The organism is Moorena sp. SIO3I6 (assembly GCF_010672095.1).
Genome location: NZ_JAAHHU010000034.1, coordinates 1 through 19,562, shown reverse-complemented (window position 1 = coordinate 19,562; position 19,562 = coordinate 1). Strand labels below are relative to the sequence as shown.

At 43.4% G+C, this 19,562-nt stretch carries 20 protein-coding genes; 4 read left to right on the top strand and 16 right to left on the bottom strand.

Annotated features, from left to right (window positions below; translation table 11 throughout):
* Positions 1–49 precede the first annotated feature (49 nt).
* The gene (locus tag F6K49_RS12585) at positions 50–562 is read left to right on the top strand and encodes a DUF433 domain-containing protein (protein WP_366514170.1); all 513 of its coding nucleotides are present in this window, start codon (positions 50–52) and stop codon (positions 560–562) included.
* Positions 563–1,257: 695 nt separating this feature from the next.
* Here F6K49_RS12585 and F6K49_RS12580 read toward each other — a convergent pair.
* The 14 genes from F6K49_RS12580 to F6K49_RS12515 all read right to left on the bottom strand — a co-directional run bounded on the left by F6K49_RS12580 (position 1,258) and on the right by F6K49_RS12515 (position 12,943).
* Positions 1,258–2,364 (bottom strand): exostosin, encoded by a 1,107-nt coding sequence (locus F6K49_RS12580; protein WP_293040796.1) that lies wholly within the window; start codon positions 2,362–2,364, stop codon positions 1,258–1,260.
* 324 nt (positions 2,365–2,688) lie between these two features.
* Positions 2,689–3,576: a formylglycine-generating enzyme family protein gene (locus tag F6K49_RS12575; RefSeq protein WP_293096979.1), complete on the bottom strand. Its 888-nt coding sequence runs from the start codon at positions 3,574–3,576 to the stop codon at positions 2,689–2,691.
* Positions 3,560–3,739 (bottom strand): hypothetical protein, encoded by a 180-nt coding sequence (locus tag F6K49_RS12570; protein WP_293080194.1) that lies wholly within the window; start codon positions 3,737–3,739, stop codon positions 3,560–3,562. The genes F6K49_RS12575 and F6K49_RS12570 overlap by 17 nt, the downstream gene beginning before the upstream one ends.
* Before the next feature lie 55 nt (positions 3,740–3,794).
* Positions 3,795–4,370: a hypothetical protein gene (locus tag F6K49_RS12565; RefSeq protein ID WP_293096976.1), complete on the bottom strand. Its 576-nt coding sequence runs from the start codon at positions 4,368–4,370 to the stop codon at positions 3,795–3,797.
* Positions 4,371–4,373: 3 nt separating this feature from the next.
* Complete coding sequence (locus tag F6K49_RS12560; RefSeq protein WP_229415184.1) at positions 4,374–4,985, bottom strand: transposase; 612 nt, start codon at positions 4,983–4,985, stop codon at positions 4,374–4,376.
* A 3-nt stretch (positions 4,986–4,988) separates the two neighbouring features.
* On the bottom strand, positions 4,989–5,147 hold the full coding sequence (locus F6K49_RS12555; RefSeq protein ID WP_198953946.1) for a hypothetical protein: 159 nt from the start codon (positions 5,145–5,147) through the stop codon (positions 4,989–4,991).
* Positions 5,148–5,229: 82 nt separating this feature from the next.
* A complete protein-coding gene (locus F6K49_RS12550; RefSeq protein ID WP_293096972.1) occupies positions 5,230–6,912 on the bottom strand; it encodes a formylglycine-generating enzyme family protein in 1,683 nt (560 codons plus the stop codon).
* Positions 6,913–6,917: 5 nt separating this feature from the next.
* Complete coding sequence (locus F6K49_RS12545; RefSeq protein WP_293096969.1) at positions 6,918–7,970, bottom strand: VWA containing CoxE family protein; 1,053 nt, start codon at positions 7,968–7,970, stop codon at positions 6,918–6,920.
* Positions 7,971–7,972: 2 nt separating this feature from the next.
* On the bottom strand, positions 7,973–8,935 hold the full coding sequence (locus tag F6K49_RS12540; protein ID WP_293096966.1) for a MoxR family ATPase: 963 nt from the start codon (positions 8,933–8,935) through the stop codon (positions 7,973–7,975).
* A 3-nt stretch (positions 8,936–8,938) separates the two neighbouring features.
* Positions 8,939–9,940: a hypothetical protein gene (locus F6K49_RS12535; RefSeq protein ID WP_293022250.1), complete on the bottom strand. Its 1,002-nt coding sequence runs from the start codon at positions 9,938–9,940 to the stop codon at positions 8,939–8,941.
* A gap of 15 nt (positions 9,941–9,955) precedes the next feature.
* Positions 9,956–10,816: a trypsin-like peptidase domain-containing protein gene (locus F6K49_RS12530; RefSeq protein WP_293096963.1), complete on the bottom strand. Its 861-nt coding sequence runs from the start codon at positions 10,814–10,816 to the stop codon at positions 9,956–9,958.
* Positions 10,817–10,820: 4 nt separating this feature from the next.
* Positions 10,821–11,171, bottom strand: coding sequence for a CU044_2847 family protein (locus F6K49_RS12525; protein WP_293061605.1), 351 nt, complete (start codon positions 11,169–11,171; stop codon positions 10,821–10,823).
* A 46-nt stretch (positions 11,172–11,217) separates the two neighbouring features.
* A complete protein-coding gene (locus F6K49_RS12520; RefSeq protein ID WP_293067587.1) occupies positions 11,218–11,694 on the bottom strand; it encodes a DUF4112 domain-containing protein in 477 nt (158 codons plus the stop codon).
* A 292-nt stretch (positions 11,695–11,986) separates the two neighbouring features.
* A complete protein-coding gene (locus tag F6K49_RS12515; RefSeq protein WP_293022246.1) occupies positions 11,987–12,943 on the bottom strand; it encodes a YihY/virulence factor BrkB family protein in 957 nt (318 codons plus the stop codon).
* A 200-nt stretch (positions 12,944–13,143) separates the two neighbouring features.
* Between F6K49_RS12515 and F6K49_RS12510 the strand changes: the two genes are divergently transcribed.
* The 3 genes from F6K49_RS12510 (at position 13,144) to F6K49_RS12500 (ending at position 14,354) form a co-directional block, all read left to right on the top strand.
* Positions 13,144–13,680 (top strand): hypothetical protein, encoded by a 537-nt coding sequence (locus F6K49_RS12510; protein WP_293022244.1) that lies wholly within the window; start codon positions 13,144–13,146, stop codon positions 13,678–13,680.
* Positions 13,681–13,789: 109 nt separating this feature from the next.
* Positions 13,790–14,242: a DoxX family protein gene (locus tag F6K49_RS12505; protein ID WP_366514169.1), complete on the top strand. Its 453-nt coding sequence runs from the start codon at positions 13,790–13,792 to the stop codon at positions 14,240–14,242.
* Complete coding sequence (locus F6K49_RS12500) at positions 14,205–14,354, top strand: hypothetical protein (protein ID WP_293022240.1); 150 nt, start codon at positions 14,205–14,207, stop codon at positions 14,352–14,354. Before F6K49_RS12505 ends, F6K49_RS12500 begins: the two co-directional genes overlap by 38 nt.
* 118 nt (positions 14,355–14,472) lie before the next feature.
* Here F6K49_RS12500 and F6K49_RS12495 read toward each other — a convergent pair whose 3' ends face one another.
* Entirely contained in the window at positions 14,473–16,053 is a 1,581-nt protein-coding gene (locus F6K49_RS12495; RefSeq protein ID WP_293096958.1) for a tetratricopeptide repeat protein, read from the bottom strand.
* A 92-nt stretch (positions 16,054–16,145) separates the two neighbouring features.
* Positions 16,146–18,824 carry a type I DNA topoisomerase gene (gene topA / locus F6K49_RS12490; protein WP_293096955.1) on the bottom strand — a complete coding sequence of 893 codons (2,679 nt, stop codon included), beginning with the start codon at positions 18,822–18,824 and terminating at the stop codon, positions 16,146–16,148.
* Between the last annotated feature and the right edge of the window lie 738 nt (positions 18,825–19,562).

The window sequence follows — 19,562 nt, the reverse complement described above, 5'->3', positions numbered from 1 at the left end:
AGTTACGGCGGTTTGCATAACTATATTTGTCAGATATTTGTCAGATACAATGAAAGCAAAACCTACACCTGAAGTGAGCATGACTCCAGTATCCGATCACCAAAATTGCGAAGCCGCCATTATTCGTACAGAACGGGGACTGACAATAGCAGGTACGCGCATTACAATTTATGATATCATCGGCCATCTTGAGGCCGGATGGACACCCAAATTAATAGGAAACTGGCTCTCTATAACTGATGAGCAACTTGATGCAGCCTTATCCTATATTGATAATCACCGTAGGGAAGTAGAAGCGGAGTATCAAACCGTTTTGAAGATAGCTCAAGAGATTCGAGACTATTGGGAAGAAAAAAATCGGGAGCGTTTTGAGCAGATTGCTAAAAAACCTCCCTTACCTGGACAAGAAGCGGTTCGCGCTAAATTAAAAGCCTGGAAAATCAAGCGTCAATTTTATCGATTAAATTCGCTCGATAGTCCCTTCAAAACTATCCCAAATTTCCTCCGGAGAACGGGGTGGCATCGCCTCAGCACGGGCAAATGCCTGTTTGATTATCTGTGAAGCTTTCTCTATTTCTTCAGCAGTAGGTGGGGCTATTTCTTCCCCCTCCCAGTCTACTATCAATAAATCGTTGGGACTACAGTGAAAGAAAGCACAGAGTTGAGCGAGGGTAGTGAAAGCGTTCGCTCTTAGCGGAAGCTGAGGCCGTAGGCCACGCTTTGCGTTCGCGTAGCGTCGGCTTTGCCGAAACGCTTCATCGCATTCGCTTCTCCATTTTCTAGTTCCCTTAATTGTTGCCGATCGATTCCCGTAGATTCAGAAATTTATTCGTAACTGATATTTCCGTAATTAGCTCTTAATTGTGCTAGTTTAGTTGTGACTTTCATGGTGCAAACTTACCTAGTAGTTTCTCTTTTATGAAATTAGGCAAAAATTATAATAAAATTCCCGCGCCCCCGCCCCACACTTCCCTTCTTTTTTACAAAAATAGCACTACGCATTTAGATGTTTGACATTGTCTTGATGCAAAGCGCGAGTGGTTTGAATTTACCGTAAGATAGTGGAGCCTTATTAAAAAATATTTAACCCTTTTCTGCATAACCTGCTAACTATAAAGGCTCCACTATCTAAGGTTTTGTCTCCGGGGAAACCCCCAAGACCGCGCTGCATCGCTCCTAAACTCCGAAACATAGTCCTAGCTTACTTTTGACTTCTGACTTCTGACTTCTAACTTCTGACTTGCGCGTAGCGCTATATCAGATGCACCCTACTGTTGCCTGTTCCCTATTCCCTGTTCCCTTTGCTATAGGCAGATGACGATGGAAATTACTAAAGAACCCTTCTGGAGATACTCGTTCTTTCCAAATCCGGCGACACTCATACTGTAAATCTACAAATTCCCGGGATGATAGATTGTCGTGAAACTCAGCAATTTTATCGCCAATTAAATGAAGTTCATTCTCCTTTATCCAAACACAGTATTTCTTCCAATCAATGTCAAAGTCGTAGGGAAGCACACAATCGGTATCTACAAGAACTGGAATTCTGCCACAGCACAATGCTTCATAGAAACGAAAGGAATTGTTTCCTGAGCCACGGCAACAGAAGATATAGTCACTGTCTATTAAGTTATACACAAATTCCAGCCGATGCTTTTGCTTCAACTTGAAATCCGGTTGATTTAAGAAAACTGGGCTTTCTCTAATCAAAAAGTTTGTGATTATGTTAGGGTCTTTGCCTAAGATATCTAGGGCTCGACGTCTTAACACATGTCCCCAATTATAGGGAGGGATACTAGTTTTCGAGTTCAAGACATTCTTTTTGACTCTAGAGCAGAAAACGTTTAAATTGGTTTTGGTATTTGGTTTGACGGCATATCCACAGAAACCAACTACAGGTTTTAAGCGTTTTTGGCGGATATTGATTTTGTTGTCAAGATAGTTTTCAACAAAGTCTTCGCTCCAGTGAGGTAGGGTAAAATCGGTGTTTTTTCTCAGGGAGCGATAGAGGGAGTGACGGAATACAAAATCACTTTCAATCGGTAAGTTAAGATGGGAAGAAGCCCCACCAAAAAAGCTGATTAAGGGCTTGCCTGCTAATTTAACGTTTTCTGCTAATTGTCTGGCTTTATCTTCCAATTCAGAATTCCATAGTGCCCAATTAACTGGTACAATAGCAATATCTGCTTCCTCCAGAGACGACATCTTAAATAGAGACTTTCCAATCTCTACATAGTGGTCAAAACAACTACTAATGGGATCCTCAGGATTTTCTGGAGGTTTGCCCCAAAAGGGATATAGAATTGCCTCATAGGTCATGCCCTCTGGGAGATAGTTCTGGTCACAGAAAATTTTCAACGTCATAATTTTAGGCTCTAGGGAACAGGGAATAGGGAACAGGGAAAAAATCCTGTGTACCTCAGGTGCGACCCGTGGTGAATTTAATTCGCCAAGGTCAAGCTCACCTAATAGCTAAAAAACCCCTCTAACACTTTAGACGTCATTAAATCACACTTTTAGGCTATATCCATGCCTTTTTGCCAAATTATTTAGTCTTGAAAGTTCTTAGGGAATACGGAGCTTCGCAGCAGAAATATGTCTTAACCGTTACTTCAACTGCCATACCAAAAAATTTGCCTGCCTATCACAGGCTGGAAGCCTGTTCTACAGAGGGAAAAGGGCATAGGGTTACTGAGTCCACTCCTGGGCACACACCACACGAAAACCAATATTGCCGACGAGGTGCCTCAAGCCCGGATTAAAGACGCCGCGAGACCCAGAACGGCAGTTTTTAGGCAAGGTGTAGCAGGAACCACCCCGCCACAGCCGATGTTTATTATCATTTTCATTATTACTATCCGGTTCATCTTGCCAGGCAGTGCCATCTGTCGGCGCACCTTTATAGTTTGAGTGCCAATGGTCTGCACACCACTCCCAAACATTCCCATGCATATCGTAGAGTCCAAAGTCATTGCCTAGTCCAAAACTTCCTACTGGGGTGGTTTTTCTACGATAAATCCCTAATGGCCCATTACCATAAGATCCTTTCCAACGACCCTCTTGATCATCTGTTCCATTGTAATTAGCAAACTCTGTAGTAATCGTCTCGCCAAAATGAAACGGAGTACTTGTTCCGGCTCTACAGGCATACTCCCACTCGGCTTCACTGGGCAAGCAATAAGGGCGTTTCGTATACTGGGACAGCCGCTCACAAAACTCCACCGCATCATCCCAAGAGACTGTATCTACAGGTCGATCTTCCCCTTTAAAATGGGATGGATTGGGTTTAAGTTCTCTGTTGACTTGGGTTAGGGCAGCGACCGCTTGCCATTGGGCTTGGGTCACTGGGTATTTGCCTATAAAGAAGGATTTAACGGTGACTTGATGCTGGGGACTTTCACTATCTGTATGCCCCTCTTCTGTTTCTGGGGAACCCATGAGGAAAGTACCACCGGGGATGGCAACCATGTCCAAGGTGATACCATTTCCCAAGTCTTCAGCAAAGTACTGAATTTGTCGCCGATGGCGTTTTATATTAAGTTTTGATTGCTGTTGTTCTTTACTTGTTTGTGCCATCACTATTGTTTTGTTTAACTGATGTAGAACTGGCATCTTGTGTAGAACTGGCATCTTGTGTAGAACTGGCATCTTGTGTAGAACTGGCATCTTGTGTAGAACTGGCATCTTGTGTAGAACTGGCATCTTGCCAGTGATATATGATTAATTGTGGAACTGGCATCTTGCCAGTGATATATGATTAATTGTGGAACTGGCATCTTGCCAGTGATATATGATTAATTGTGGAACTGGCATCTTGCCAGTGATATATGATTAATTGTGGAACTGGCATCTTGCCAGTGATATATGATTAATTGTGGAACTGGCATCTTGCCAGTGACCAAGATGATTACATCTTGCCAGTGACTAAGATTATTGTTTGATGGAGATTGATACAGGCTGGAAGCCTGTTCCACCACACAGTTCTTGACACAGGCTGGAAGCCTGTTCCACCAATTGATACAGGCTGGAAGCCTGTTCCACCACACAGTTCTTGACACAGGCTGGAAGCCTGTTCCACCAATTGACACAGGCTGGAAGCCTGTTCCACCAATTGACACAGGCTGGAAGCCTGTTCCACCAATTGATACAGGCTGGAAGCCTGTTCCACACACACAGTTCTTGATACAGGCTGGAAGCCTGTTCCACACACACAGTTCTTGATACAGGCTGGAAGCCTGTTCCACCACACACACAGTTCTTGACACAGGCTGGAAGCCTGTTCCACCACACACACAGTTCTTGACACAGGCTGGAAGCCTGTTCCACCACACACACAGTTCTTGACACAGGCTGGAAGCCTGTTCCACCATAGATTATTTTACAGAAGACTTCTCTACACTATCCATTTGCCAGAAGAAAGGATATCTTTCAGCAATCTCAGATAAATTAGCTTTTACAGGATTTTCTCTGATATAGTTCCATGTCTCTAAAAATTCTCTTTCATCTCGCATAATGCGATCATATCGCTCGTCTTGCCAAACAATACCGATATGATTCATTACTTTAGCAACTTGTTTAGAACTATAGCTTTTAATGCTGTGGATAATACTACCTAAGGTCCAATATTTCTGATCTGATTTTGGTAAAGGCTGCATTAACCAATGCACATGATCTGGCATAATTACAACAGCATAGGTTTTGTACCTTTGGTTATTGAAGAATAAACAGGAATCTAGAACTACCTGTCTGGCTTCTGGGGTCAACTCTAGCTTTTGCCAAGTACTAAAAGTCACAAAGTAAATTGCTCCTGCTAATTCCCAGTGAGGAAGATTTCTTTTGCTAATTTTAATATTTGGAGACTTTCTGAAACTGGTATAACTGGTATAATTCATTGAACGATAATCTTGCCAGTCATAATCATTAATATTCGGTTGAGACAGCCTGGAAGCCTTTGCCCCAGAGGATAGAGGGTTGGGGGTAGTCATTAGTTACATTTCTACAGAGTATGTTACTGCCAGCATCTTGCTAGTTATAATCATTAATGTTGCCTTAAGACAGCCTCGAAGCCTGTTCCCGCTGATTGGTGCTTCATAAGCTCGGTTGGGTTTGGTTAAGTTCTCTTCACATATCCATTGTCGAACTGGCATCTTGCCAGTGATATATGATTAATTGTGGAACTGGCATCTTGCCAGTGATTCTACAAGTGGAACTGGCATCTTGCCAGTGGTTCTACGCACACCCACACACCACACGAAAACCAAACTTGCTGCCGCTGCGCCTGAGGACCGGATCATAGAAGGGGCGAGACCCAGAACGGCAGAATCCAGGGTCGCTGCGCCAAGAACCGCCCCGCAACAGCCGGGATATATTATCATTATCGTTATTATTTATAGACTCATCTTCCCAGGCACTGCCATCTGTCGGCGCACCTTTATAGTTTGAGTGCCAATGGTCTGCACACCACTCCCACACATTCCCATGCATATCGTAGAGTCCAAAGTCATTGGCTACCCCAAAACTACCCGCTGGGGTTGTTTCCTGAACATATTTGCCTTTGGAACCAGAGCCATAAGTATAGTTGCCATCATAGTTAGCTAGGTCGGTTGTAATTGTCTCACCAAAATGAAACGGAGTCGTTGTTCCGGCTCTACAGGCATACTCCCACTGGGCTTCACTGGGCAAGCGATAAGGGCGTTTGGTATACTCAGACAGCCGCTCACAAAATTCCACCGCATCATCCCAGGAGACTCTCTCTACAGGTCGGTCATCCCCTTTAAAATAGGATGGATTGGGTTTAAGTTCTCTGTTGACTTGGGTTAGGGCGGCCACGGCTTGCCATTGGGCTTGGGTCACTGGGTATTTACCCATGAAGAAGGATTTAACCGCGACTTGATGCTGGGGACTTTCACTGTCTCTATGCCCCTCTTCGGTTTCTGGGGAACCCATTATAAAGCTCCCTTCAGGAATGGCTACCATCTCTAGGTCAACTCCATTACCTAAGTCTTCGGTAAAACCATCAGCTTGTTGCTGATGACTCTTGATGATTGGTTCTATTTTTGTTGTGAACCACCAGGGTGTTGGTTTCAACTCAATAGTTGCCACTTCAAACTCAAAAGGTTCTAGCTCAATCTCTGGGAATATCTCTGTTTCTGCTCCCAGCCCAATGATTACCACCTCACATTCAAAGGTTTGCATGGGTGGAAAACCTTCAAGCTGAGTGACTTGATTAAGGCTAAGGTTTACCCCATGAACACCATAGGATTGACTAGCATCAGGGGGAATTTTACCGTTGAGCCAGATTCCCAGGGATTCAGCAAATTTCATTAAGGAGTCATATTGACTCAACTGGGGTCTAAATTCTTGAATTAAACGCTGTAATCGGGCTAATTCTGCCTGTCCATTTTTTCCTCGGTTAACCAATCCTTGTAGGGCTTTAGCCATCTCTTCTTCTGCTTGAGTGCGATGTTGATCTAAATACACCATGGCTGCCCATTGTTGTGCCTGGAATTCTCCCTGTCGGCTAGGGGGATGGGTTCCCATTAAATAAGTCACGTAATCCATCAGCAATTGGGCAACGGATTTGAGGCGATTTGTACCAAATTTGTGCTGAAATTCTTCTGTTTCAAATTGTGCCAATAAATGAGACCGTACCGCCGGAGTCATGGCATATAATTCATAACCAACTGGACGGCACAACTCCGACAACAGTAAATCCGCTTCTGCTATCCAAGGCACTTCCTCGTTGAGTAAAAATTGCACTCGGATATAGTTGACCAATTCCGGAGTCAAGACCAAGGGCAAAGCGCAATGACAAGCTAGATAGCGATAGTTGGGTTCAAACCTGGCCACAAAGCGTTCAATTTGTTGCTTGGCTATTTCTTCGGTTAATTGGTCAGATGAGGAAGTTGTCATAGATCTTAACGAATCTGTGCGATCGCTTGATTTAACCCATGAGGATCCAGAGGGTACATTGGTACTAAATGAGCGATAAATTGGGCAGTGCTTCCCTGCCAGCGTTCAGAGGGAACGGGATTCAACCAGGCTATTAACTTGGTATGCTGTCTAATGTGCCACAAAACTTCAGCCGTTGCTGAAAATCTTTCGGAACGGCGATCGCCACGAGCTGCTCCCCCATCGCTGACAATTAAAACACTGGTATCCCCATCAGACTCTGCCAAAATCCACTCAAACTTTACCTTTTCGGTTAGATAAGGGTCTTTATAAACATACTCTGCGGGAACGTTGTGGAAATAGCCCACCCGCACCCGTTCGATATTACTTTCGTCTTGGGCGGTTTCGACTAAATCTCGCGTAAAACGGTGAAAGGGAGTCATGGAGCCTTCCTGATCCAGCAACAAGAGCAAATCAGCGTGATTTTGCTCCCTTCGGCTGTATTTCGGCTTTAAAAAAAATCCCTGTTCGCAGACGTTGGCAATTGTCCCTTCCACATCCAGAACATCCTCTCTACCATCTGCCACCATCCGCCGTAAATAACGCCAGCTATAAACCATATACCTGCGAGAAATGGGATAATACCCTTGGAAATCCCGGTCTTCTGTGTGTTCTAATAAATTGATTGATGATTTGACCGGCAGTAAGGATAATTCAGGAACTGGAGTCGGAGAGTCTACCATCGATGGAACTTGTTCCCCAGGGGAAACAGGAGGAGGATTCTTAGGGGAGGACGATGATTCGGGGGATTCTGAGGTAATTTCCCTAGGTTTTGCCTTCTCTTGGCTTTCTTCTGCGCTAATGGAACGAAAAATGACGTCTAAATGGTCTTGTTGGGCTAGGGAATGACACCAAAGCGATCGCAGGAGTTTTTTGAGAGCATTGGCATCCTGCACTCCCCAGCCGCCCTCCATAGCTTGTAAGGCAGCTAAATATTCATTAATTCCCAAAGCAAACCCATCCCGGCGCAAGCGGTAAAAGAGGCGAGTTAACAGAGAGCGGGGATTAACGTTAGTCATGATTAAGGTGCATAATTGGGATTTTGCCAATCTTGCCGCAATTTAAAGACTAAATCTCGATAGGGAATTGTATTGTCTTGCTCGAGTTCAGTCACAGCATAGGGTTCCGATTTAAAGTGATGTAAGGCAGCCAGCCAATCCAGAAACTCACTGGTCCCCGGAGGTTTAAAAAGACTTTTATCCTCTCGTATCTTTAAAAATTTAGCGATCGCAGTCGTCACTAAATCAGATTTGGGCATTGCCATGGTCTCTGGTTTCTGTTTCTGTTGATAGTGAACCTTGACAATTTTCTCTAACTCTTCCGGTTGACTAGGGAAACGCACATAGTGATATAAACAGCGGCGTAAGAAGGGAGAGGGGAGACTGCCTTTTTCTTTATTACTGGTAATAATGATAATTGGCAATTGCTCTTGATTAGCCTCTATCGTTTCTCCTGTTTCCCGAATAAAAAATTTCCAAGGTTTATCCAATATCGACAGTAAATCATTGGGGAAATCTACATCAGCCTTGTCAATTTCATCAATTAGCAACACTGCCGGATAGTCGTGGGATTTAAAGGCTTTTCCCAGGGGACCTAGTTCACGGTAATCTTTTGGTTCTTGAGGATTTCTCGGTTGTCCAGTTTTCGGATTAATAGACGGGGTTAAGTTTTGGGTTTGGACATCATGCAAGCGCAAAATCGCATCGTATTCATATAATCCCTCTTGGACTTTCGTGGTTGAGCGAATATCCCAGCGATAAAAGGGCAACCCTAATTCATAAGCCACTGCTACTGCTAATCTGGTTTTACCACATCCCGCTTCTCCTTCAATTAACAGGGGTCTTTGGAGGAAAATTGCCAAATTTACGGCTTCAATTAATTCGCTGTCTGCAATATAGGGTTCTAATTCTGTGGGAGAATCTGGATGACATTGTTTAGGTCGATGTTTTGGATTGCCCTGGAAGATGTATTTAGGAGGATTCATTAACTATTCCTTTACTAATTTAGCTAAATATTGTTCTAATTTTGAGCAAACTGTACTAGGAATACCACGATTAGATGATTTATAAATTGTTCTGGCTATTTTTTTGCTTTTTGGTTTAGATAATCCATAGACTTGTTGAAGCCAATGATCAATATCACTTTCTTTCCATTTACTCAAAGGCAATTTGATTATTTTTAAACTATCAAAATCGTTGTAATTACAACAATAACTCAGCTTTTGATAAGATTCAGGGATGATTGAACTTATAGAACAAAACAACAAAAACTTAACCCAAGAGTAATCCTGGGAAATATCTTGATGTTTTTGGTTCAAAGACTTCCAAAAATACTCAATAAACCAAGATAAAAGTCTATCATCATTTTCAGTAAGAGAATCCCAATTGGTAAAATCAAAAAAAACAATGCTTCCTCCCTGTACACTGTCACCGATCTTCTCAATAATTTTATGGATGTATTGTTGATCATTGGGATGAGGTTCAATTGGCTTAAAATAATCCGCGATCGCATTTAGCAAACTTCGCTCATCGGAAATATCAGGTCTTAAGAAGGGGTCTATAGGACAATACTTAAGTTTACCATAACTTTTGCTACTAAGATAGTATTGAATTTCTGCAACACATAAATCTCCTCGCATCAAGGAGGTATTGTCAAGTAAAAATAAAGCCAAGCCTCCTTGTTCACCTAAACAATTGTCTAGAATATAATTGACGATTTTTTTTTGGTTATGGAAGTTAATTTTAGATATTTTATTAGAAATAGTATGTTGTGGATTAGGACTAGCGGAGGAATCGCTCTTAGTTTTTAATAAATTGAGTTTATTCTCGAACTTTTTGAGTTGTTCAGAGTAGTACTGAAACTTTCTATCTAAATTTTCCAGCTGATCCAGCTCTGAAGTGAAACTCATCTCTTTTATGACATCTTCAATGCGTTGATTCCATAGATTACAAATTTTTTGTAGATTTTCGATTTCTGTGCTAGTTGTCATTTTTGAAATTTTTATCTAAAAACCCCCAAGCTCTCTGTCAATTTCTTCTATTTTTTCAAAATAGAAAGTTATTTTTTGTTCCAAATTTCGAGATTTAGATAAATCTGACGTAAACCCCATTTGCTTTCTGACCGCTTCGACGTTTTCTTCCAACTCTCTCTTTCGTTGTTCGAGAAACTTTTTCTTAGCAGAGAACAAACCTGGCTTAACTGGCTTTTCTATTTCCTTAGTTCGGATAACAATTGAATCCAAATATACCCAAGCTTTCACTAAAATTTGTGTCGAAATCATAAACGCGACTTTTGCCGTTTCTCGCTTGCGGTCTGCGGCAACTACCATCCCCACCACTCCCTGTAACTCTTCATTCCAAACCGGAGAACCACTAAATCCTGCTTCAATCCCGTATCCAGTTACCTTAGTATCTTCCAGTTGAAACCATTGTTTAGCATTTTGCTCCGATAATACCCCAGTTGCCCAAACTCCAAACGAAACTTTCCTAGGACAGCCAAATACTTTAAATCGATTATTTGCAAGGTTTTCTGATAATATCACCCGAGTCGGGTGAGCAGACGCAGGAAGGTGATCAAGCTTCAAAACCGCAATATCTTCTATCGCTTCTTCGGAATCTTGTAAAGGAGATACAGGATGCCAGCAAACCACCCTCGCCGAAAATTTATCTGTCGAATTAAGTAACGGAAAATCAACGTTTATTTCTCCCTCAGGGCAGCTCGGTGTCGTCCTATCAATTAACAATGCCTCTGCTACGACATGAGCACAGGTTAAAGCATAGTGTTCCGATACCAGAAAGCCAATACCAACGACTTGGTCATGATAAAATATCCGAATAATTGAAGTCTTATGGGCATTAAAATCCATTGATTTAATTTATCCTCGACTTGGCCTGATTCTTATTACTCCATTTCAAGGTAATTTCATAGCTCACTTCGCCACCCACAGAGGCAAAGACGGCTCCCGCATCTGCCGTCAACTTCAAACCAAATTTTACCTCCACTTCATCAGCAGGCTGGTTAAGGTCGCGCAATTTGGTGATCACCGCAGAAGCAACCGGTTTGATTTGATCTAGAGCTTCTTCAAAGGTCTGCCGTGCCTTGAGGACTTGTTTTCCTCCCAGGCTGACTCGCTCAATACCACGGCTTTCTGGTTTTTCCACTTCTACCAAAAATGTAGTTCCATCCGCTAGGGAAAATTGCGCTAATTGTTTTTCTGCCATAGTTTGTGTCTTTTTACTTCCATTCAGCAACCCCAGACATTGTTGATCAGCTAGTAATTGTCCTGATCACCCAGGCTGCGATCGCAAGACTAATCCCCACAGCAACTACCAAAACTACAGCCAACCCTGACAACAGTAAGATCAGAAACAACCAATCGGATTTTTGTGGTGCTGATGATGATACATTTAATTCTTTCTCTAACAGCTCAACATTTTTTACATTTGCCTTCCACGCTGCATCCACCAGATCCCCTAAGACCGGTACAGACCCAGTAACTGTTTCAAGAAGGATATTTAGCACCATCTCCACCAAAGTAGATCGAGACACTCCCAGTCGTGCTGCTTCTACCACAATGTATGATGAAATGATAGTTCCCACAAAATCACCACCCCCTGGTAACAGACCGATGATGGGATCTAAACCAATCCGATAACGTGTTCCAGGGATAGGAATAGCATTATCCAGTAGGTAGCTTACCCGACGTACACGCCTTAAGGTCGATGTTTTGCGATCATTCCTCATGGGGTTTAATAGGTTGAAGGTTGTTTGGTTGAATGTTGAAGGTTGTTTGGTTGAAGGTTGAAGGTTGAATGTTGAATGTTGAAGGTTGAATGTTGAATGTTGAATGTTGAACGGATAAGGCAGAATGGTAAATTCTTAATTCTTAATTCTTAATTCTTAATTCTTAATTCTCAATTCTTAATTCTTCATTCTTCATTCTTAATTCTTCATTCTTCATTCTTCATTCTTCATTCTCAATTCTTCATTCTCAATTCTCAATTCTTAATTCTCAAAAGTGTTTCAGCTCATATGATTATTTTTTGGCCTTGGCTAATTTTCTTGGTCTAGGTCTCCGATGGGATGCTTGTATTGCTTCTCCTACTATCACATTCAACTGGTCCCCTAATAACAGTACCAGAGAAGTCATGTAAAGCCAAACCTGTAAGATAATCACAGCTGTTACAGTACCATAGACTTTGTTGTAATTGGTGAAATTGGCACCAACGTAGTGCCGAAACAACCCTGAAGCCACTGCCCAGGAAATGGCTGCTAAAACTGCTCCTGGCAATATCGGTGTTCCGATCTGCCAACGGCTTGGTCCGTAGCGATAGATAAAGGCAAAGGATGCCGCCACCATACTCAAGGCTACGGGCCAGGTCAACATACTCCATAGTGTCAACAAGATTGAATATCCACTCGTATCAACGACTGTTTTTAGCACCCAGTGACTGATAAATACCAAAAAAGAGGCAATCACCAGCAGTATGATACTACCAATGGTTAAGCCCAGAGAAATCAACTTAGCTTTCCAAAAGGGTCGTTGTTGCTCTCGGGGAATGTTGTGGATGTGATCAAGGGCATTCATCGCTGCACTCAGTGCCCCAGAAGATACCCAAATGGCTATGATAAAACTCAGGGAAAATAGACTGCTATTGGTGCTGAGGTGAATCTGCTCGGTAAATTTCTCAATCGGCTCCAGTGCCTGAGCCGGACCCACTTCCTTCATCATTCTCAGAGCTTCATTCTGTGCCACTTCACTCAGCTCGGGAGGGTGGTGGTACCAGGTTAATTGTAAGGAATATTCAAACAAGCCAATCGCTGTCAGAATTGCCAAAATTGCTGGAAACAGAGCTAACATGGCGTTATATGCCATTTCAGCAGATAGACCCATTAAGCGACGTTCCATCGCACGGGTGAAAGTCTCCCTGAGGGTTACCAGATTCAGGTAACCAAAGAAACGGAAGAAAAGAAAAAAACGCTTAGATAGCATAGGTTCTGATTTCTACAGGGGCTTGCTATGAATTAATTTGCCAATTTTACCTATAGTTTGCCCATTACTAGTGTTCAGTAGTTCAATCGACACACTTTACTATTTTATTGACAGTTGACCGTTAACCACACCCCCTCAACCGTGATTAAATTTGATTATATTTTATTTGATCAGTGCCATAGCCGATGGAGTAGTTGTTGATGAGCAACAATGGGTCGCTTACCGAATGGTTAGCCCAAATCAAGGAACTGAAGCAGCAGCTGGCCGATAGCATTAAAGAGTGCCAGGCTGCGGATAAAAGTGCAGCTCATTGGCGTCAGTTATATAATACTGAAGCTCAGCAAAGGCGTATAGAAAGCCAACTCGCTCAAGAGCAAATCGAAACTCTCAAGGCTCAACTGCAAAAATTACAACAAGACGGATTTCAACTCAAATCAGATCAACTGGAGAAGGTATCGAGTATTGAGCAGAATCTGGAACAACTGCAAACGGTTGAGGAATTAAGGGCAACCCTTAAGTCGGTCATGGCAGAACGCGATCGCTTAATTGATGCCTTAAAGACTGAGCAAGCCAACCATGCTCAAACCCGGGAAAACTTAACGGTTGTGATTAGTGATACTGTTGAGCAACTGGCTAAAGAAAGAAAGAGTAAACCGTCCCAGGTAGAGGAGGTTACCGTGAGCGAGTCTTCCCCATCTCCCGATCTCCCCAGCTTCGACAATGAAGATAGTTGGTAAGCATATGCTGATAGCTGATAGCTGATAGCTGATAGCTGATAGCTGATAGCTGATAGCTTAGCTTCAGCTTTTCCATTTCCTATAATATAGCGTTATAGCGCTTATCAAAATGGAAATCATGAAAAAATACATACCACTCCTAGGGCGGATATGCCTTTGTGCTATTTTTATTAAATCTGGTATCGATAAACTATTTAACCCAACATATACTCAACAATTGATGGAATCCAAAGGGGTTCCCGGTATACTGATTATTCCCACCATCATTATACTGTTGGGGGGTGGATTATCCGTATTACTAGGCTATAAAGCTCGTTGGGGAGCATTAGCGCTAATTGGATTTTTAATTCCCACCACCTTGATTTTTCACACAGATTTCTCTAATCAAATGCAAGAAATTCAATTTCTGAAAAATCTAGGACTAATCGGTGGATTATTGATGGTAGCAACCTTTGGTTCAGGACCAGTTAGCTTTGATAACCGCAGTGTCTGGGATCGAATCCAGTTCCCCTTGTCATTAAAGAATGGCTGGCGGAGAATCTTACGTCGATCTCGGTTTTAGGGAGTCGGGAGTCTGGAAAGATAGGGAAGTGTCGGAGGTGTGGGAGGTGTGGGGAGATGGGGAGATGGGGAGATGGGGAGATGGGGAGATGGGGAGATGGCAAGTAAGATGAGCTTTTACATCAAAACAATGAGAAAAAAAGTATTTAAAGATACCAAATTAATCCCAAACTAATTCTTCCTTCTCCCGTCTCTCCCCTCTCTCCCCACACTACCCCCTCTCCCCACACTCTATTTCCTCAACTGTGTGACTAGGTTCTTAACCTCAGAACTGTTGAGGAATTGCAGAAATTCCTGGGTCAGCTGCTGCTCCTTTTGCCTAAACTCAAGAATACGGTCTTGCTGAACAGGAGTTCTTTCTGCTATCGGAATAGTAATCAGTTGATTGAGTTGTTTCCTCAGGGAAAGCTGCTGCTGTAAAATATCCTCATAGCCTGCTTTGATTTGCTCCTCCTCAGGTAAGTATGGTATTTTTTCGTGAACCCTAGTTTGAGTCTTGTCCTGATTAGACAAATCGTCTTTTTGTTCTGGCACTGGGAATAAATTTAGCACCAGTTGCGCCGACTGCACCCGTTTTTGTTGCTGCAGCAACTCAGATAAACTTAGATAGGCATTATCCAAGTTGAGTTTATAGGACTGCTTTTGCTCCTGAGACAATTTCTCTTGAGACAGTTTAGTGACATCTTGCCCCAGGGACTGATATACATTGACTGCTTGCTTATGAAAAATAATCGCTAGTTCTGGCTGGTTTTGTGCCGCCAGTACAGCACCAATAGTCCTCAAGGTAAATGCTTCCCCAGCTTTTGAACCCACTTCCCGATGAATCACTAGGGCTTGTTGGTAGGTTAAGAATGCTTGTTCGTACTTTCCTAGGCGATGGTAAGCGATACCTAAATTATTCAGAAGCATTCCCTCTGAAATGCGATCGCTTACTTCCTGGGCAATAGTCAAGGCTTCCTGATAGGACAACTGTTCCTGTTCGTGGTTGCCTAGACGGTGGTAAACTAACCCTAGGCTATTAAGCAGTGTTCCTTGGTCTGCCTGTGACACTAAAGAATTGTTTTCCGATTTATCCAGTATTTCTCGATAGATATCGAGAGCTTGCTGGTAGTAATCCAGGGACTGGTGGTCCTGACCCAGCTTATAGTATATATTCCCCAAATTATGGAGAGTCCTGCCTTCGTAGCCACGATTGCTCACTTCTCGGTAGATGGCTAAGGCTCGTTGATAGAATTCTAGGGACTTTTGATCGTCCCCTAGGTTGGAATACGTTAACCCCAAATTATTAAGAGTACTCCCTTCCCCGGTGCGATCGCCTAATTCTCGATCAATTGCTAACGATTGCTCAAAGAACGACCGTGCTAACTGATATTGACCAAGTTCATCATGAACCCACCCAATAAAATATAGCGCTACTCCTTCTTGATAGCGATCGCCAATGTTTCGTTTAAGTTCTAGGTACTTCTGGAAGCTCTCTAAAGCCTCTTGTAATTGACCTGTACTTAACTGTTGGCGACCTTTAACATAGAGCTGCTGGGGTGGAGTGACTTGGTCAAGGCTAGTTTGCTCAAGACTAGTTTGCTCAAGGCTAGTTTGCTCAAGACTAGTTTGCTCAAGACTAGTTTGCTCAAGACTAGTTTCGTCAAGACTAGTTTCGTCAAGACTAGTTTCGTCAAGACTAGTTTCGTCAAGACTAGTTTCGTCAAGACCAAGAATAGGCGAAAGGGGGAATGTCAGAGAAATGAGTAAAGAGGCAGTGGTCAGCAGGAAGGATGAAGGAACATTAATAAAGGATAAGAGTTTTTGCTTCAATTCAAACTTCCTAGTTTCCACTTGACAATTGTGTTTTCACACCTTATTATATATATCCCGAGTTTAATCAGTTTGTCAGCAAGTAAAATTACTTATTCACTCTCTGACTTACCCTGTTGGTCATCATCTTTTGTTTTCTTAGTAGTCTTCTTGGTGGATTTCCCAGTGGTTTTCTTTTTGGTGGAAGTAGTGGATTTACTGGACTTGCGACCAGATTTACCCGATGACGCCTTAGCTGCTATGACTTCCAAGGCAGTTTCTAAGGTTAACTCCTCCATGGATGTTCCCTCTGGCAGAGAGGCATTAACTTTGCCATGGTTCACATATATGCCATAGGGACCCTGATAGATATTGACTGGCTCGCCATCTTTAGGATGAACCCCTAGTTCCCGTAAGGGTTTTTTAGTCTTGCTGCGAGAACCGCCCTTTGTCCTCTTAGGTTGTGCCAGGAGCTCTAATGCACGGTCTAGGGTAATTGTCAAGACGTTATCCTCAGCTTTGAGGGAGCGGTAATCTTTGCCCTCCTTCCCTTGGTCATGGACAACATAAGGACCAAAGCGTCCGATTGCGGTTTTAACCGGTTTGCCTGTTTCCGGATGAGGACCGAGAAGGCGGGGGAGTGCTAGGAGACCGACTGCCATTTCTAGGTGTACATCTTCCTTCTTTACCCCCTTAGGCAAGGAGACACGTTTGGGTTTTTTCTTCTTATCCTCTGTTACGTCACCTAGCTGTAGATACGGACCATAATTGCCATTCAGGATATAAATTGGTTCACCAGTTTCCGGGTGTAGTCCCAATTTCTCTGGCCCCTCCATTTTCTGCTGAATCAGTACCTGAACCTGCTCAATGTTTAGTTCAGCTGGGGTGAGGTCTTGGGGAATCGAAGCAGTAAATACACCATTGCCATTGTTCACCTCGACATAGGGACCAAATTTCCCGATGCGGACTCTAGCATCGAGGTCTTCGAGTTCAACAGTACGGGCAACAATCGGGTCAATCTCATTAATCCGTTCTTTGACTTGGTTGTCCAGACCCTTTTCCCCCAAATAAAACTTCTGCAGGTAAGGAAGCCATTGGGCTGCTCCATTGGCAATGTCATCTAAGGTACGCTCCATTTTGGCCGTGAAGCTCGTGTCCACCAAGTCGGGAAAGTTTTGTTCGAGCAAATTAGTAACCGCAAACGCCGTAAAGGTGGGAGCAAGGGCATTTTTCAGTTTCTGAGCATAGCCTCGGTCAATGATAGTACCAATAATACTCGCGTAGGTACTGGGACGACCAATCCCCTCTTGTTCCAAGGTTTTGACCAAAGTCGCTTCCGTGTAACGGGCTGGGGGTTGGGTTTCGTGACCGATAGCTTCTAGTTCTCTACAGTTAGGATGATCTCCGACTTTCAAAGCTGGCAGAATCACTTCCTGGTTTTCTAGAGCAGCGTTGGGGTCATCAGACCCTTCCACATAAGCCCTGAGATAACCTGGGAAGTCAATGCGCTTACCGGTAGCCCGAAATCCGGCATTTTCCACTTGCAAATCAACCACAATTTGAGTTTGTCGAGCATCCGCCATTTGACAAGCAACGGTACGCTTCCAAATCAGGTCATAGACTTTAAATTCGCGATCGCTTAATCCCGTTTCTTGAGAAGTTTTGAATGTACTCCCTGCTGGACGAATGGCTTCGTGAGCTTCTTGAGCTCCTTTGCTCTTAGTGGTATACTTTCTGGGCTTGGGGCTAAGGTACTCTACCCCGTATTTTTGTTCAACGCAGCTACGGGCTGCTGTGATCGCTTGTTCAGACAAATGTACTGAGTCTGTACGCATATAGGTAATGAAACCCTTTTCATACAGACTCTGGGCAGTCCGCATCGTATCACGAGCCGATAGTCCCAGTTTCCGGTTGGCCTCCTGTTGCAGGGTGGAGGTAGTAAAGGGGGGTGAGGGTTTCCTAGTAACAGGTCGTTCTTGTAAATTAGTAACCGTCCAGACTTTATCGTACAGGTTGTCTTTGAGTGCTTTAGCCTCCACTTCACTCAACAATTTGACCTGCCTACCTTGGATAATGTCACCTGTATTGGCATCGAAATCACTACCGGTAGCAATTTTAACCTGATCCAGGGTTACTAGCTTAGTGTCAAAGGCACTTCCTGCTTCTAGAATCCCTTTCAAATCCCAATACGTGCCCTTGCGGAAGGCACGGCGTCGCCGTTCTCGAGTTACCAACACCCGTACTGCTACAGACTGTACCCGACCAGCTGATAAGCCCCAAGCCACTTTTTTCCACAGCAGGGGTGAGAGGGTGTAGCCCACGAGTCGGTCAAGAATCCGCCTTGTTTCCTGAGCTCTTACCACCTGATCATCAATCTCACGGCAGTTTTGTAGGGCATTTTGAATAGCATCCTTAGTGATTTCGTGAAATACCATCCGCTTAGTTGGCACTTTGGGCTTTAAGATTTGTAACAAATGCCAACTAATACTTTCCCCTTCTCGGTCTTCATCCGTAGCCAAAATCAGTTCATCAGAATCTTTGAGAGCTGCTTTTAGCTGCTGGACAACCTGTTTCTTGTCTTTAGGCACCAGGTAAAGCGGTTCAAAGTCAGCGTCCACATTCACCCCAAACTTAGCCCACTTTTCCCCCTTGTATTTTTCGGGGATTTCACTAGCTGATTGAGGTAAATCACGGACGTGACCCATGGAGGCTTCGACCTGGTAACCAGAAGGTAAGTAGTTCCGAATGGTGCGAGCTTTAGTAGGAGATTCGACAATTACAAGGGTTGTCATCGGAGTTTCAACAATAGCGGCGGTGTTGAATAGTCTAATTTAAATACTATTTGTCAAAGGTCGAGGGAGTAAGCCAGTATACTTCCCCCCTACTGAGTGTGGGTATGGTTTTCCAGCATCGTGTTCCAGCATAGTTTTCCAGCATTAACGTAGAACCCCCTGATGGCAGTATAAGCTTGCCTATTAATTTCTACAGTACGCTACTTGTGTCGCAGGCTAACACGAACAAGGGGCAACTGTGTGGGAAAGGGAGTGAGGCAACTCGACCATAGGTACGGGCATTTAAGGGCTACTTAATATGCGCTTCAGCAGTAGACCCTACTTTTTCGGATTGTGCCAGAAATAATCTTTATCTAGAGGTAAACCACGAACAGCTCATGTAGTGATGGCTAACCAATAGAGCACCGTTAACACCCTAAGTACACCCCGATCCCAATTCCTATAACTGCTGCTCAAAGATTTGTAAACAATTCGTTCGTTGCCTTCAACGGTAACATTGATCCGGTGTACGACATAGCTAGTCTCACCTTACCGTGGCACAGAGGGCAGTGAAACGGCATAAATACTGAATTCTCCTTTGTCCAATCTCCAAGCCATACAAGCCCTTTGCTCAACTAGCTACAATCACCGATATGATAAGAAAGTTAATCTGGATACTGAAATAACCATAGATCATATCATTAAAGCCTATGGATTTTGCCAATCTTGCCGCCCAGTTGAATGCTGGGGTAATTTTGC

Excerpts from the sequence above, each read along its gene's own strand:
- F6K49_RS12585 (WP_366514170.1), top strand. The coding sequence starts at position 50 with ATGAAAGCAAAACCTACACCTGAAGTGAGCATGACTCCAGTATCCGAT.
- F6K49_RS12580 (WP_293040796.1), bottom strand. The coding sequence starts at position 2,364 with ATGACGTTGAAAATTTTCTGTGACCAGAACTATCTCCCAGAGGGCATG.
- F6K49_RS12575 (WP_293096979.1), bottom strand. The coding sequence starts at position 3,576 with ATGGCACAAACAAGTAAAGAACAACAGCAATCAAAACTTAATATAAAA.
- F6K49_RS12570 (WP_293080194.1), bottom strand. The coding sequence starts at position 3,739 with ATGCCAGTTCCACAATTAATCATATATCACTGGCAAGATGCCAGTTCT.
- F6K49_RS12565 (WP_293096976.1), bottom strand. The coding sequence starts at position 4,370 with ATGGTGGAACAGGCTTCCAGCCTGTGTCAAGAACTGTGTGTGTGGTGG.
- F6K49_RS12560 (WP_229415184.1), bottom strand. The coding sequence starts at position 4,985 with ATGACTACCCCCAACCCTCTATCCTCTGGGGCAAAGGCTTCCAGGCTG.
- F6K49_RS12555 (WP_198953946.1), bottom strand. The coding sequence starts at position 5,147 with ATGCCAGTTCGACAATGGATATGTGAAGAGAACTTAACCAAACCCAAC.
- F6K49_RS12550 (WP_293096972.1), bottom strand. The coding sequence starts at position 6,912 with ATGACAACTTCCTCATCTGACCAATTAACCGAAGAAATAGCCAAGCAA.
- F6K49_RS12545 (WP_293096969.1), bottom strand. The coding sequence starts at position 7,970 with ATGACTAACGTTAATCCCCGCTCTCTGTTAACTCGCCTCTTTTACCGC.
- F6K49_RS12540 (WP_293096966.1), bottom strand. The coding sequence starts at position 8,935 with ATGAATCCTCCTAAATACATCTTCCAGGGCAATCCAAAACATCGACCT.
- F6K49_RS12535 (WP_293022250.1), bottom strand. The coding sequence starts at position 9,940 with ATGACAACTAGCACAGAAATCGAAAATCTACAAAAAATTTGTAATCTA.
- F6K49_RS12530 (WP_293096963.1), bottom strand. The coding sequence starts at position 10,816 with ATGGATTTTAATGCCCATAAGACTTCAATTATTCGGATATTTTATCAT.
- F6K49_RS12525 (WP_293061605.1), bottom strand. The coding sequence starts at position 11,171 with ATGGCAGAAAAACAATTAGCGCAATTTTCCCTAGCGGATGGAACTACA.
- F6K49_RS12520 (WP_293067587.1), bottom strand. The coding sequence starts at position 11,694 with ATGAGGAATGATCGCAAAACATCGACCTTAAGGCGTGTACGTCGGGTA.
- F6K49_RS12515 (WP_293022246.1), bottom strand. The coding sequence starts at position 12,943 with ATGCTATCTAAGCGTTTTTTTCTTTTCTTCCGTTTCTTTGGTTACCTG.
- F6K49_RS12510 (WP_293022244.1), top strand. The coding sequence starts at position 13,144 with ATGAGCAACAATGGGTCGCTTACCGAATGGTTAGCCCAAATCAAGGAA.
- F6K49_RS12505 (WP_366514169.1), top strand. The coding sequence starts at position 13,790 with ATGGAAATCATGAAAAAATACATACCACTCCTAGGGCGGATATGCCTT.
- F6K49_RS12500 (WP_293022240.1), top strand. The coding sequence starts at position 14,205 with ATGGCTGGCGGAGAATCTTACGTCGATCTCGGTTTTAGGGAGTCGGGA.
- topA (WP_293096955.1), bottom strand. The coding sequence starts at position 18,824 with ATGACAACCCTTGTAATTGTCGAATCTCCTACTAAAGCTCGCACCATT.